This window comes from Plantibacter sp. T3, assembly GCF_902506515.1.
Classification (GTDB): Bacteria; Actinomycetota; Actinomycetes; order Actinomycetales; family Microbacteriaceae; genus Plantibacter; species Plantibacter auratus.
Map to the genome: position 1 here is coordinate 2,336,182 of NZ_LR733286.1, position 13,673 is coordinate 2,349,854.

Sequence of the window (13,673 nt, forward strand, 5' to 3'; positions counted from 1 at the left end):
ATCGCCCGATGTCTGGCAGAATAGAGAGTTGAGTCTGCGCGGAGTTCGACCCTCTATCCGACGCCCGCAGCAACCACAGTTTTCGCGTCGAGCGTGTGGCCCCACCTTTCGGCAGCGAGCACATCAAACATCACATCATTCAGGAGAATCGTGGCTGTCAAAATCCGTCTCAAGCGTCTCGGCAAGATCCGTGCGCCGTACTACCGCATCGTCGTCGCAGACTCGCGCACGAAGCGCGACGGTCGTGTCATCGAGGAGATCGGCAAGTACCACCCCACCGAGGAGCCCTCGTTCATCGAGGTCGACTCCGAGCGTGCGCAGTACTGGCTCAGCGTCGGCGCCCAGCCGACCGAGCAGGTCGCAGCACTCCTCAAGCTCACCGGTGACTGGGGCAAGTTCAAGGGCGACAAGGACGCCGTGAGCACCGTCCGCGTCAAGGAGCCGAAGGCCGCCTTCGTCGCCGACGAGAAGAAGAAGCCCGTCCTCAAGCCGAAGGCTGAGGCCCCCGCGGCCAAGGCTGCTCCGGCCGAGGCCGAGGCGCCCGCTGCCGACGCCGCTGAAGCAGAGCAGGCGTAGTCTTGCTCGCTCCCGCGCTCGAACATCTCGTCAAGGGGATCGTCGATCACCCGGATGACGTTCGCGTCACGGCACAGAACTCCGCCCGTGGCGAGGTCCTCGAGGTTCGTGTGAACCCCGAGGACCTCGGCCGGGTCATCGGTCGTGCCGGCCGGACGGCCAAAGCCCTGCGCACCCTCGTGGCAGCGCTGGCAGACGGTCGGCGGGTCCGGGTCGACGTGGTCGACACGGACGCCTCCGGCGCCAGCGCGTAGGTGGCGGACGAGACGGAGCCGAAGACCCAGTTGCGGGTCGGTCGGCTCACGAAAGCCCATGGCCTGAAGGGCGCCCTGAAGGTCGAGCTCTACACGGATGAGCCGGAGCACCGGTTCACCCCGGGCGCGACGTTCACGCTCCAGGTCCCCGCAGGATCGAAGTGGCGCGGCAAGACGCTCGAGCTCATCGAACTGCGCTGGTACAACAGCCAGCCGGTCGCCTTCTTCGTCGGCATCTCCGATCGCAGTGAGGCGGAGACCCTCGTGAAGGCGATCCTCTGGGTCGAGCAGGACCCCACCGAGCTACCGGTCGACGACGACGCGTGGTACGACCACCAGCTCGTCGGGTTGGCCGTGCACCGCGACGGCGTCGCCGTCGGTACCGTCGCTCGCGTCGACCACTTCCCGGCTCAGGACCTCCTGATCGTGAAGACCGGCGACGGCGAGGTCATGGTCCCGTTCGTGAAGGCGATCGTCCCCACGGTCGACATCGCTGCCGGGATCGTCACGGTCACGCCGCCAACCGGTTTGTTCGAGGAACTCCCGGAGGCCGACGACGCCCCCGAGACGACGACGGCCGGCCCAGCCGAATCCGAGGCCTCCGACGAGGCTCAGGACGACACCGGAGCGTCGCAGCCGGAGCAGTAGATCGCGTTCCGAGTCGGTTCTCCCGGCTCGGAACACCCACGACGGAGGCGTCGGTTGCGTGCAACCGGCGCCTCCGTCGTCGTCTCCGGCAGATCACGCCGGTACCGGCTCGCTCTGACGATCACCGTCCGCGACCCGCTCGAGGACCGCGGCGATCCGGCCGGTGCACCCACCGCAGCCGGTACCGGCGCGGGTCGCCTTACCGATGCAGGCGACCGTGGTACTGCCCGATTGCGCGGCATCCATGATCCTGCCGACCGTCACGCCGTTGCACGTGCAGACGGTCGTCGAGGGGGCGAACGCATCGGCGGAGGCACCACCGATCGCGTCCGGCCCGTCGAGCCGGAGGAGGACCGAGCGATCCGCCGGCAGTTCGCCGCCCCCGTCGTACAGGAGCGTCAGCTCGGCCGCAGTGCGCGGCATACCGACGCAGACGAAGGCGGTCAGGACCCCGGCGCGGGTGATCATCTTGACGTAGCGGCCGTGGTCGGGGTCCGCCCACACCGAGACGCTGCGCGGAGCGGCCGGATGCACGCTGCACCCGTCAGCGGTCGTCGACTCGACGTCCCAGGGCTCGGCCTGGACGTCGCCGACCGCGACGACGTCGACCCGCTCGGCCTTGAGTGCGACGGTGCTCGCCCGCTCGACCGGTGGTGGACCCAGCTCGAGCGGTGGTCCGCCGGCCGCGGCCTCGATCAGGAATCGAGCGGCGAGCCACTCGGCCTGCCGCCATCCTGGGCCGATGAGCCCCGACGGGCCGCCGGGGACGATGCGCTCGCTGCGCAGCTCCGGTGTCGGCGCCAGCACGTGCGCGCAGTCGCCGATGGCGAAGATCCGTTCGTCCGACCAGCTGCTGAGGTCTTCGCCGACGAGCACGCCGGAGCCGACACGGACCCCGGCGAGGATCGCCAGATCGGAGCGTGCGCTCACCCCGCACGACAGGACGAGCAGATCGCCGGTGATCCGTTTCCCGTCAGCGGTGATCAGCGCGTCGAAGTGCCTCCCGCCCGCGGGGTCGTCCCGATCACCGACCGCCTCGGCGCGGCTGTGTGCGATGACCTCCACTCCCGCTGCCCGGAGCGCCGCGGCGAGCACGGAGCCGCCGCCGCGGTCGAGGTTCCGCGGCATCGGGGTGGGGCCGTGGTGGACGACGACCACGTCGGCGCCGGCGCGCGCGGCGGAGAGCGCGAGCTCCAGTCCCAGGACACCGGCACCCAGGACGACGATCCGGCCGCCCGATCGGACGACCTCGGCGACGGCGTCGGCGTCCGCGAGGTCACGCAGGGTGCAGACGCCGCGGGGGAGGTCGTGGTCGGACAGCAGCAACGACCGTCCGTACTTCTCGAGCGCCGGGAGGTCCCGCTTCCGTCGATCGACGCCGTCGAGTGTCGGAACGTTCGCGCGCGCACCCGTCGCCAAGACGAGGCGGTCGTAGGGGAGCGTCTCCCCGGTGTCGAGTTCGACGGTCCGCGTCTCGCGATCGATCTGCATCGCGGTCGTGCCGCGCAGGACACGGATACCGTCCAGGGCGAGGTCCTCGGCACTGACGAGCGTCATGTCGGCGAGTCCGGTCGAGCCGACCGCGTGATCGGCGACCAGCACCCGGTTGTACGCGTCGACCGGTTCCTGCCCGACCACGGTCACGTGGATCGAGCCGTTCCGCACGCCAGGGGCGACCTCCTCGGCGAATCGCGCACCGACCGGGCCGAATCCGACCACGACGATGCGGAGTGCGCGACCTGGTCGCGGACTCATCGGAGGGCTCCGGTCGCTGTGGCTTCCGGCAGTGGTGCGCCAGCGGCCGGGCGCAGCCGCACCACCGCGCGCTTGAAGTCCGGCATCCCGGAGATCGGATCGACCGCGTCCTGCGTCAGGAGGTTCGCCGAAGCGTCGCCCGGGTAGTGGAACGGCAGGAAGACGGTGTCGTGACGGATGTCGCCGTCGACACGGGCTCGGACCGTCAGCGTGCCCCGACGGTTCGACACCTCGACCAGTCCGCCTTCGACGATCCCGAGTCGTGCCGCCGTCGCGGGGTGGACCTGGACGAAGACTTCGGGACGGGCGTCGTCGAGCTCGGGGACGCGGCGGGTCTGGGTGCCCGACTGGTAGTGCTCGAGGAGGCGTCCGGTCGTCAGGGTGAGTTCCTCCCCGGTCTCCGGTGACTCCGAGACCTTCGCTGGGCGGACCGGGATGATCCGGGCGAGACCGTCGTCGTGTGCGAACCGTTCCGTGAACAGCCGGGGCGTGCCGCCGCTGCCGACGGGGAACGGCCAGTGCGCGGCGAGCCCGGTGTCGAGCAGGGCGTGGCTCAGTCCCGAGTAGTCGGCGAGGCCTCCGGCGGATGCGGCCGCCAACTCGTCGAACACGATCGACGGGTCCAGCTCGAATCGGCCCGGAGCATCGAGACGACGGGCGAGTTCGTGCATGATCCAGAGCTCGCTGCGGACGCCGACCGGGGCATCGAGCGCCCGCCGGCGGCGGATCACGCGCCCCTCCAGCGAGGTCATGGTGCCATCCTCCTCCGCCCACTGCGTCGTCGGGAGGACGACGTCCGCGAGCGCGGCGGTCTCCGACAGGAAGAAGTCGCAGACGACGAGCAGCTCGAGGCGGCGGAGTCCGTCCCGGACCGTCTGCACGTTCGGAGCGGATACGACGACGTTCGAGCCGTGGACCAGGAGCGCGTGCACACCGTCCGGTTCACCGAGGCGGTTGAGGAGGGCGACGGCCGGCAGCCCGGGACCGGGGATCGACTCGACCGGTACACCCCATACCTCGGCGACGTGACGGCGGGCTTCCGGATCGGTGATCTTGCGGTACCCGGGCAGTTGGTCGCACTTCTGACCGTGTTCGCGACCGCCCTGGCCGTTGCCCTGGCCGGTGAGCGTGCCGTAGCCCGATCCCGGCCGGCCCGGCAGTCCGAGCACGAGTGCGAGGTTGATGGCGGCGGTGGCCGTGTCGGTGCCGTCGACATGCTGCTCGACGCCGCGACCGGTGAGGATGTAGGTGCCGTCCGAGGCGGCGAGCCGACGAGCCACGTCTCGGAGGACCGGCGCCGGCACGCCGGTCACGGATTGGACGCGTTCCGGCCACCACGCGCTCACGCTGCGGCGCAGGCCGTCCAGCCCGGTCGTGCGCTCGGCCAGGTAGGCCTCGTCTGCGAGCCCTTCGGCGAGGACGATGTGCGTGAGCCCCAGGAGCAGGACCAGATCCGTCCCGGGCGCGGGCTGCACGTGGAGTCCACGACCGGTCTCGGTGAGTCGCGCGGTGGCCGAGCGGCGCGGATCGACCACGATGAGGCCACCGGAGGCCTGAGCACCGACGAGATGACCGATGAACGGGGGCATCGTCTCCGCGACGTTGGATCCGAGGAGGAGGACGGTCGACGCACCGTCGAGGTCCTCCAGTGGGAACGGCAGCCCCCGGTCGATCCCGAACGCACGGTTGCCCGCTGCCGCGGCGGAGGACATGCAGAACCGGCCGTTGTAGTCGATCCGGCTCGTCCCGATCGCGATCCTGGCGAACTTGCCCAGCTGGTAGGCCTTCTCGTTCGTGAGGCCACCGCCTCCGAAGACTCCGATCGCGTCCGCCCCGCGCTCACCACGGATGCGGAGGATGGTCGATGCGACGAGGTCGAGGGCCGCATCCCAGCTCGTCTCGACCAGCTCACCGGTGGCGTCGCGCACCAAGGGGGTCGTGAGGCGATCGCCCCGCGCGAGGAGCTCGGCCGACGTCCACCCCTTCTTGCAGAGGCCGCCCCGGTTCGTCGGGAAGTCCCGCCCGGCGACGTCGACCGGGAGCCTCGGAGCGACCCCGTCCACCGCCGTCGTTCGGGTGAGGGACATCGCGCACTGCAACGCGCAGTACGGGCAGTGGGTGTCGGTCACCGGGGCGGTGGGACGAGGCATGCGTGGTCCTTCGGTCAGGAGCGGGTGGAGCGACGGCTCACAGTCGTTGGCCGGCGAGTGACGCGTTCTTGCGGAAGTAGACGAGGAAGGTGACCGCGAACAGGACGACATACGCGCCGATGAAGCCGATGAACGCGGCCGAGTAGCTACCGGTCGCGCCGTGCGAGAGCCCGAGGATCTGTGGGATGACGAAGCCGCCGTAGGCACCGATCGCGGAGATGAGCCCGAGCGCGGCGGCGGCCTTGCGCTGCGTCCCGACGTCGCCGCTGCGGTGGTGGGCGTCGCGCAGGCCGGATCGCGCCGCGAAGACGCTCGGGATCATGCGGTACGTCGAGCCGTTCCCGACACCGGCGGCGACGAACAGGAGCAGGAAGCAGCCGAGGAACAGCCAGAAGTTCGCCAGCGGCAGGGTCCACAGCACCGCGAGCGCTCCCAGGGCCATGACGGCGAACGCACTCATCGTGACGACGGCCCCACCGAAGCGGTCGGCGAGACGCCCACCGAAGGGGCGTGCCAGCGAACCGATCAGGGCTCCGAGGAACGCGAGCGAGATCGACGCGGAACCGACGGCGAAGGAGGAGAAGTCGGGGAACTGGTCCGCGATGAGCTTGGGGAACACACTCGCGAAGCCGATGAACGAGCCGAAGGTGCCGATGTACAGGAGTGCGAGGAGCCAGAGGTGCGGTTCCCGCAGCGCGGCGGCGGATCCGCGGAGGTCCGCCTTCGCTGACGACAGGTTGTCCATGTAGCGGTAGGCACCGAACATCGCGAGGAGGATGAAGGGGACCCAGATCCATCCGGCGAGACTCAGGTTGAGGGTGGCGGCGGCTCCGACGGTGACCGCGATGGGGACGACGAACTGTGCGACCGCTGCTCCGAGGTTGCCGCCCGCCGCGTTCAGCCCGAGCGCCCAGCCCTTCTCCCGCTGCGGGTAGAAGTAGGTGATGTTCGACATGGAGCTGGCGAAGTTGCCACCGCCGAACCCGGCGAGTCCGGCGACGACGAGCATGACGCCGAACGGGGTGTCCGGATTGCCCACACACAGCGCGAGCGCGATGGACGGGATGAGGAGCAGCCCCGCCGAGATGATCGTCCAGTTCCGCCCGCCGAAGCGCGGGACCATGAACGAGTACGGGAACCTGAGGGTCGCACCGACGAGGCTCGGCATCGAGATGAGCCAGAAGGTCTCGGCCGTGGAGAACGAGAACCCGGCCGTCGGGAGCATGACGACGACGATGCTCCAGAGCTGCCAGACCACGAAGCCGAGGAACTCCGCGAAGATCGACCACCGGAGGTTCCGCCCGGCGATGCCGCGGCCCTCCCGGTCCCAGAACGCGCTGTCCTCGGGGTTCCACCCGTCGATCCAACGACCGGGGCGGTGGGTCAGTGCGACCGGGGTGACGGTCGGTGTCGCCGTGGTCGGTGGGGCGTCGACTGCTTCGAGGTTCGTGGTCATGGCTGCTCCGAGCGTTCGGTGAAGCGGGACGGGACGTGTGCTGTCTCCGAAGCTACCGACGCCGTGTTTCGGGGCCCCACCCGCGAGGTAACACCTGGATCACCGCCTGCTCACAGGCACTCATCACCCCGGTGAGGCGGATGACCGCCCGCGGTCCAGGAGCCGGACCGGCCGCCGTCAGACGTCGAGGCGGTAGCCGCGCTTGACGATCGTGTTGATGAGTCCGGGGACGCCGAGCGTCTGGCGGAGGCGGCTCATCTGTACTTCGAGCGCGTGGTGGTCCGCGGCTGCGGGCAGCGCGTCGGCCAGCGCGGAGCGCGAGAGGACGGCTCCGTTCGCACGGACGAGGGCGCGGAGGAGCGCGAGGGAGTTCGGGGGGAGCCGGACCCGCGAGCCGGGCAGCTCCACGATGGCGCCACGGATGGCGATCGGGCCGTGCAGCGTCTCGGCTCGGAGGATCGCGTGCTGTTCGAGATGCTCGCACAGCAGCCGGATGAGTGCCCCCATGCGGAACCGCTCGGGGACGATGGGCTCGATGTCCTGGGCGAGCAGTGGCGCCGCCGTGACCGGGCCGACGGCCGCGCACAGCACGTCGCGACGGAAGGCGTCGACGACGGCGTCCTCCTGACCGAGTGCCTCCGCGGCCGTGAACAGGGCGACGACCGACGGGGCGCTCGTGAAGGTGACCGCGTCGAGCGAGCCACTGACGATCGCCTCGACGAGTCGCCGCACGCGCTCGTCGGTCGCATCGGGGTCCGTCCACCGGTAGGGGGCGACCGTGTGCACCTCCTGGTGGACGGCACGGAGCCGTTCGAGCTGGCGCTCGTCGGTGTACCCGTGGAGCTGGACGGCGACGCGGAGACCGGCCGGGTAGTCGGCGACGACCTTGTCGACGAGGGAGGCGGTGGTCTCGCGGTCGCTCATGCCCACGTCGTTCAGACCGGCTGCTCGGATGGCACCGCGTGCCTTGGGACCACGGACGAGGATGGCCGTCTCGGCGAGCGCCTCGAGGAGTTCGTCGCCGAGTCCGGCGGCGTCGGCGACCTCGAACCACCGTCGGATGCCGTACGAGGTCGTGGCGAGCAGGACGTCGGGGCGTGCGGCGATGATGTCGCGCGTGTCGTCGATGAGCGGTTCGTCGTGCTGTGCGTGTGCGATCCGCAGCGTCGGTGCGTGCACGACGGTGGCGCCGCGCCGCTCGAAGGCGTCGATGAGGTCCTGCGATCGACGGTCGCTCGTCACGCCGATCCGGAAGCCCTCGAGCTGGTCCGCCCGGAATCCCGGGACCGGGGTCGTGACGTCCGGGCCGGCGTCAGCGGCCGGCGGGGTGGTGTCGGTCACGCCGATGCCCCCAGACGTTCGGCCCGCGCCAGCAGTTCCGAGGCCTCGGCGTCACCGTCGAAGGCGAAGGCGACGACGTGGCCGATCACGATGACGGCCGGTGACCGCACGCCGGCGGCCGCGGCGACGTGGAGGATCGTCCCGAGGTCGGCCACGGTGGTGCGCTGGGTCTCGCTGTAGCCGCGCTCGATGATCGCGACGGGTGTGTCGGCGGCGAGCCCCGAGGTGAGGAGCCCGCGGGAGATGGAGGGCAGCGTGCCGACACCCATGAGGACGACGATCGTCCCACCGAGGCCGGCGAGGTGACGATGTTCCTCGTCGGAGAGCGGCGCATGACCGCTGACCACGGTGAAGAGATGACTCAGGTTCCGGTGCGTGAGGGGGATCCCGGCAGCCGCGGGCACAGCGACGGAACTCGAGACGCCCGGGATCACGCGGACGGGGACGCCCGCGCGGTGGCAGGCCAGGACTTCCTCGCTGCCGCGCCCGAAGACGTACGGGTCGCCTCCCTTGAGGCGGACGACCGCCGCGCCGTCGAGCGCGTGTTGCACCATGACGGTCTCGATACCGTCCTGTCCGATCGGGTGATGGCCAGGGCGCTTGCCGACGTCGACGAGGAGCGCGTTCGGGGCGAGCTCGGGGAGGGTGTCGTGGGGTGCGAGCCGGTCGTAGAGGACCACGTCCGCGTCTCGGAGGGCCTCGACGGCAGCAACGGTCAGCAGCGCGGGATCGCCCGGTCCGCCGCCGACGAGCGTGACCCTGCCTGGACCCGACATCTATGCCCCTTCCCTCACTGGAATGGTAGGCCCTGCGAGATAGACGGCCTCGCCGCGCTCGATCTCCTCCGTCGTCGCGGGCCGGTACTGGCCTCGCTCCGCGACCCGCGCGAGTCGCGGTTCGGCATCGCCCGGCTCGTTGACGAAGGAACGGAACCGGCGGAGGCGCTCCGGGTCGGCGAGGGTCGCCGCCCACTCGTCCTCATACCCGTCCACATGTGCGGCCATGGCCTGTTCGAGTTCGGCGGCGAGTCCGAGCGAGTCCTCGACGACGACCTCCCGCACGTGGTCGAGTCCGCCGTCGAGGTCCTCCATCCACCTGGCGGTGCGCTGCAGTCGGTCCGCCGTCCGGATGTAGTACATGAGGTAACGGTCGATGTACCGGATGAGCGTCTCGTCGTCGAGGTCTCCGGCGAGGAGCTGCGCGTGGGTCGGCTGGAACCCTCCGTTGCCGCCCACATACAGGTTCCAGCCCTGCTCGGTGGCGATGATCCCCACGTCCTTGCCACGTGCTTCAGCGCACTCGCGCGCGCACCCCGACACCCCGAACTTGAACTTGTGCGGTGCCCGGAGGCCGCGGTACCGGAGTTCGAGGTGGACCGCCATGCCCACGGAGTCCTGCACACCGAAGCGGCACCAGCTGGACCCGACACAGCTCTTCACGTTGCGGAGCGACTTCCCGTACGCCTGTCCGGACTCGAAGCCGGCGTCGACGAGGATGCGCCAGATGTCGGGCAGCTGTTCGAGGCGGGCGCCGAACAGGTCGATGCGTTGACCGCCCGTGATCTTCGTGTAGAGCCCGTAGTCGGTGGCGACCTGTGCGATCACCGCGAGCTTCTGCGGTGTGATCTCGCCACCGGGGATCCGGGGGACCACGGAGTAGGTGCCGTCCTTCTGCATGTTCGCGAGCGCCCGGTCGTTCGTGTCCTGCAGCGTCCCCCGGCCGCCGTCGAGGATGTACCCACCCTGCTGGCTGGCCAGGATGGAACCGATCACCGGCTTGCACACGTCGCAGCCGCGTCCGGTGCCGTAGCGAGCGAGGATCTCGTCGAAGGAGGTGAGACCGAGCACCCGGATGGTCTCGAACAGCTCCTGCCGAGACAGCTCGAAGTGTTCGCAGAGTGCGCGCGAGACGGCGATGCCGGACTTGGTCAGCTCCGTCTCGAGGATCTTCTTCACGAGCGGGACGCAGGAGCCGCACTGGGTACCGGCGCGGGAGCAGGTCTTGAGCGCCCCCAACTCGGTGCACGCCTCGCCGTGCACGCCCGCGATCACGTCGCGGACGGTCCCCGCGGTGACGGCGTTGCATGCGCAGACGAGCGCTGCGTCGGGGAGCTCGTCCCCGGCCGGTGCCTCGATCCCTGACGCCGACAGGTAGGCGGCCGGCTCACTCGACAGCTCGGCGCCGAGGAGCGGGCGCAGCGAGGCGTAGGGCGAGGCGTCGCCGACGAAGACCCCGCCCAGGAGGGTCTTAGCGTCGTCCGTCATGACGAGCTTCTGGTACAGCCCGCGTGCCGGGTCCGCGTACACGATCTCGAGACTGTGCTCGGTGCGCGCGAGCGCGTCGCCGAAACTCGCGACGTCGACACCGGACAGCTTGAGTTTCGTGGCGTCGTCGACGGTCGTGAACTCCGCCTCGCCACCGAGCAGCCGATCCGCGACGACCTCGGCCATCGCGTTCGCCGGCGCGACGAGACCGGTGCATCGACCGTCGAAGCAGGCGACCTCGCCGATGGCCCAGACACCCGGCGCAGACGTCCTGCAGTCCGTCCCGATCACGACACCGCCGCGGTCACCGAGCTCGATCCCGGCATCGCGGGCCAGCTCGTCCCTGGCGCGGATCCCGATCGCGAACACCACGATGTCGACGTCGACCTGCTGGCCGCTCGAGAACTTCACGCCCGAGACACCGCCCTGCTCGTCCACGAAGATCGACCGGGGCCTCGTCCCCAGGTGCAGACCGATGCCCTGGCCGCCGATGATGCGCCCGAGGGCTCGACCGGCTCCCTCGTCCAGCTGGGCGGACATGAGCCACGACCCGGAGTGCACGACGCTCGCCTCAGCACCGAGCCGTGCCGCACCACCGGCGGCCTCAAGCCCGAGCAACCCGCCGCCGGCGACGATCACCCGGGCGGGACGACCTCGCAGGGAGCCGATGCGCGCGATCTCCGACACCAGCAGGTCCACGTCGTCGATCGTCCGGTAGACGAGGGCGTGTTCCGAACCATCGATCTCGGGCACCGGGGCCGAGGAGCCGGTCGCCAGGACCAGCTCGTCGTATGAGACGACCCTCCCCAGGGAGGTGTGCACCGTCCGGGCCTCGCGGTCGATCCGTTCGGCGCGTTCGCCCAGCAGGAGCGACACGTGCTGCTCGTCCCAGACGCCCGTCGGCGCGAGCGTGAGGTCGATCGCCGCATCGTCGAGACGCTTGCTCAGCGCCACACGATCGTAGGGACGGTGGAGCTCCTCACAGACGACCGTGATGTGCATCGTGCGCCCGGCGTCGCGACTGTGCAGGGCATCGACCAGACGGTGCGCGGCCGGGCCGCCGCCGACCACGACGACGCGACGCGGCAGATCTCCTGCGGTGGGATCGATCATCATGGGCCCCCTCGGCTCGTGTTCCAGCGAGCGTACTGACGCGGCGTTTCCGGACCGTTGCCCGCATGTGTCCCGAACGCGTCCAGGACCGCACACGACGCCCGGGCGGATGTGAGGTCGGTTTCACCTCACCGAAACGTCACGAGTGATCCGACGAAACACCCCACCCGTAGCGTCGGTGCTCCGACGCACGACCAGGAGGCCGACGATGAGCATCACGATGCAGGAGCACACCGGACGGACGGCGCTCGCCGAGTGGCGACGCGTCTGCGCCATCGACGACCTCGAGCTCTCCTGGGGCGAGGTGGCGTTGCTCCGCGCCCGGCAGATCGCGGTGTTCCGTATCGGGGCCGATGAGGTCTACGCCGTCGACCATCGGGACCCGCACACGGACGCGCCGGTGATGGCTCGCGGCATCGTCGGTTCCCGAGGGGAGCGACCGACGATCGCGTCACCGCTGCACAAGCAGGTGTACGACCTCGGCACGGGTGAGTGCTTCACCGACCCGAACCTCTTCCTCCAGACCTTCCGCACCCGCATCGTGGGCGGGTTCGTGGAGATCGAGCTGGGGGAGGACGCATGACCCTGCTCGAGGCCGCGGTTCGCCGCCCGCAGACGCGTCCGCGGACGGGTCCGGCGCTCCTGGCCGTGTCCCACGGGACGAGTTGCCCGATCGGACAGGCCTCGGTCGCCGCGCTCGTCGACGCCGTCGGACGATCGCGTGCCGATCTCCACGTCGCCGGTGGCTTCGTCGACGTCCAGCAGCCCGACGTCCCGGCCACCCTCGGTTCGATCGAGCCCGAGCGGCCCGCGGTGGTCGTGCCGTTGCTCCTGTCCGCGGGGTTCCACGTCCACGTCGACCTCGTCGAGGACCTCGAGGCGACGGATCGGCCGACGGCACTCGGACGGGCGATGGGACCGGACGACCGCCTCGTAGCGGTCCTCGCCAGGCGACTGGAGGCGCTGCACGTGACGCCCGACGATCGGATCGTGCTCGGAGCGGCCGGGTCCACCGACGCCAGGGCCGTCGCCGACTGCGTCGACATGGGACGTCGACTGGAGTCGCGACTGCGGGTGCCGGTCGAGACGGCGTTCGTCTCCGCGGCTCAGCCGTCGGTGCCCGATGCGGTGGTCGCGGCTCGAACGAGTCGACCGCGAGGGCGGGTCATCATCGCCACCTACCTGCTGGCGCCCGGCTACTTCGCGCGGCTGCTCGAGGAGGCGGGAGCGGACCTCGTGACGCCGCCGCTCCTCCACCTCGGCGAGGTTCCCGATCCGGGCATCGTCGACCTCGTGGTCGACCGCTACGAGGAGGTCTCGGCCGGGCTGTCGGGCTGACCGGCGCGACCGGGACGACGACCGTCGCGCGAATAGACTGCTCCTCATGCGCATCGACATCGTCACGATCTTCCCGACCTTCTTCGATGCCCTGGACCTCTCACTGCTCGGCAAGGCGAAGCAGAGCGGGCTCATCGAGTTGGACGTCCACGACCTGCGGGATTCGACGCACGACCGTCACCGCACCGTCGACGACACCCCGTACGGCGGGGGAGCCGGCATGGTCATGAAGCCTGAGCCTTGGGGTGAGGCGCTCGACGGCATCCTGGGTGACGACACCGAGGAGGAGCCGCTGGTCATCTTCCCGTCTCCTGCGGGTGAGGTGTTCACGCAGGCCATGGCCCGCGAGCTCGCGGCCGAGCCGCACCTCGTCTTCGGCTGCGGCCGGTACGAGGGCATCGACCACCGCGTCTTCGACCACACCGCCAGCCGAGCACGGGTCCGCCTGGTGAGCCTCGGCGACTACGTCCTCAACGGGGGAGAGGTGGCCGTGATGGCGATGATCGAGGCGATCGGTCGGCTCGTCCCGGGGGTCGTCGGCAACCCCGAGAGTCTCGTCGAGGAGTCGCACGAAGACGGGCTCCTCGAGTACCCGAGCTACACGAAGCCCGCCGAGTGGCGAGGACTCCCGGTACCGCCGGTGCTGCTGAGCGGCAACCACGGTGCGATCGCCACCTGGCGTCGTCAGCAGCAGATCGAGCGGACCCGCGAGGTCCGCCCGGATCTGCTGCCCGCCGATGCGCCGGACGCCTGAGCGCCCAGGGGTGCTGTGCGTGAC

General features: G+C 70.2%; 12 protein-coding genes. 6 read left to right on the forward strand and 6 right to left on the reverse strand.

All coding sequences use genetic code 11. The features are described 5' to 3' along the window. Window positions 1-150 precede the first annotated feature (150 nt). From rpsP to rimM, 3 genes are read left to right on the forward strand one after another with little or no spacing between them, the layout of a single operon-like run. The gene (gene rpsP, locus GV015_RS11200) at window positions 151-576 is read left to right on the forward strand and encodes a 30S ribosomal protein S16 (protein WP_064296311.1); all 426 of its coding nucleotides are present in this window, start codon (window positions 151-153) and stop codon (window positions 574-576) included. A gap of 2 nt (window positions 577-578) precedes the next feature. Further along, window positions 579-830 carry an RNA-binding protein gene (locus tag GV015_RS11205; RefSeq protein ID WP_064296312.1) on the forward strand — a complete coding sequence of 84 codons (252 nt, stop codon included), beginning with the start codon at window positions 579-581 and terminating at the stop codon, window positions 828-830. Beyond that, on the forward strand, window positions 831-1,478 hold the full coding sequence (rimM, locus tag GV015_RS11210) for a ribosome maturation factor RimM (protein ID WP_236555410.1): 648 nt from the start codon (window positions 831-833) through the stop codon (window positions 1,476-1,478). It abuts the gene before it with no gap. 93 nt (window positions 1,479-1,571) lie between these two features. On the opposite strand, the gene GV015_RS11215 is transcribed toward rimM, so the two are convergent. From GV015_RS11215 to nirB, 6 genes are all read right to left on the reverse strand, one after another. Further along, window positions 1,572-3,233, reverse strand: a complete 1,662-nt coding sequence (locus GV015_RS11215; RefSeq protein WP_159878377.1) for an FAD-dependent oxidoreductase — start codon at window positions 3,231-3,233, stop codon at window positions 1,572-1,574. Next, window positions 3,230-5,383: a molybdopterin oxidoreductase family protein gene (locus tag GV015_RS11220; RefSeq protein WP_159878379.1), complete on the reverse strand. Its 2,154-nt coding sequence runs from the start codon at window positions 5,381-5,383 to the stop codon at window positions 3,230-3,232. Before GV015_RS11220 ends, GV015_RS11215 begins: the two co-directional genes overlap by 4 nt. 37 nt (window positions 5,384-5,420) lie before the next feature. Further along, window positions 5,421-6,839 carry an MFS transporter gene (locus GV015_RS11225; RefSeq protein ID WP_124769098.1) on the reverse strand — a complete coding sequence of 473 codons (1,419 nt, stop codon included), beginning with the start codon at window positions 6,837-6,839 and terminating at the stop codon, window positions 5,421-5,423. Between the two features lie 177 nt (window positions 6,840-7,016). Continuing rightward, a complete protein-coding gene (locus GV015_RS11230) occupies window positions 7,017-8,180 on the reverse strand; it encodes a uroporphyrinogen-III synthase (protein WP_079705653.1) in 1,164 nt (387 codons plus the stop codon). Next, the gene (cobA, locus tag GV015_RS11235; protein WP_159878381.1) at window positions 8,177-8,956 is read right to left on the reverse strand and encodes a uroporphyrinogen-III C-methyltransferase; all 780 of its coding nucleotides are present in this window, start codon (window positions 8,954-8,956) and stop codon (window positions 8,177-8,179) included. The genes GV015_RS11230 and cobA overlap by 4 nt, the downstream gene beginning before the upstream one ends. Next, window positions 8,957-11,560 carry a nitrite reductase large subunit NirB gene (gene nirB / locus GV015_RS11240; protein ID WP_371416560.1) on the reverse strand — a complete coding sequence of 868 codons (2,604 nt, stop codon included), beginning with the start codon at window positions 11,558-11,560 and terminating at the stop codon, window positions 8,957-8,959. It lies immediately after the preceding gene. A gap of 205 nt (window positions 11,561-11,765) precedes the next feature. Here nirB and nirD point away from each other — a divergent pair, with 205 nt between their 5' ends. From nirD to trmD, 3 genes are read left to right on the forward strand one after another with little or no spacing between them, the layout of a single operon-like run. Continuing rightward, window positions 11,766-12,140: a nitrite reductase small subunit NirD gene (gene nirD / locus GV015_RS11245; RefSeq protein ID WP_086473563.1), complete on the forward strand. Its 375-nt coding sequence runs from the start codon at window positions 11,766-11,768 to the stop codon at window positions 12,138-12,140. After that, the gene (locus tag GV015_RS11250) at window positions 12,137-12,895 is read left to right on the forward strand and encodes a sirohydrochlorin chelatase (RefSeq protein ID WP_159878385.1); all 759 of its coding nucleotides are present in this window, start codon (window positions 12,137-12,139) and stop codon (window positions 12,893-12,895) included. Before nirD ends, GV015_RS11250 begins: the two co-directional genes overlap by 4 nt. A 46-nt stretch (window positions 12,896-12,941) precedes the next feature. Then, the gene (gene trmD / locus GV015_RS11255) at window positions 12,942-13,649 is read left to right on the forward strand and encodes a tRNA (guanosine(37)-N1)-methyltransferase TrmD (protein WP_071260898.1); all 708 of its coding nucleotides are present in this window, start codon (window positions 12,942-12,944) and stop codon (window positions 13,647-13,649) included. The last annotated feature ends 24 nt before the right edge of the window (window positions 13,650-13,673 follow it).

Coding starts and splice junctions, on each gene's coding strand:
- GV015_RS11215 (WP_159878377.1), bottom strand. CDS start 3,233: ATGAGTCCGCGACCAGGTCGCGCACTCCGCATCGTCGTGGTCGGATTC.
- GV015_RS11220 (WP_159878379.1), bottom strand. CDS start 5,383: ATGCCTCGTCCCACCGCCCCGGTGACCGACACCCACTGCCCGTACTGC.
- GV015_RS11225 (WP_124769098.1), bottom strand. CDS start 6,839: ATGACCACGAACCTCGAAGCAGTCGACGCCCCACCGACCACGGCGACA.
- cobA (WP_159878381.1), bottom strand. CDS start 8,956: ATGTCGGGTCCAGGCAGGGTCACGCTCGTCGGCGGCGGACCGGGCGAT.
- nirB (WP_371416560.1), bottom strand. CDS start 11,560: ATGATGATCGATCCCACCGCAGGAGATCTGCCGCGTCGCGTCGTCGTG.
- nirD (WP_086473563.1), top strand. CDS start 11,766: ATGAGCATCACGATGCAGGAGCACACCGGACGGACGGCGCTCGCCGAG.
- GV015_RS11250 (WP_159878385.1), top strand. CDS start 12,137: ATGACCCTGCTCGAGGCCGCGGTTCGCCGCCCGCAGACGCGTCCGCGG.
- trmD (WP_071260898.1), top strand. CDS start 12,942: ATGCGCATCGACATCGTCACGATCTTCCCGACCTTCTTCGATGCCCTG.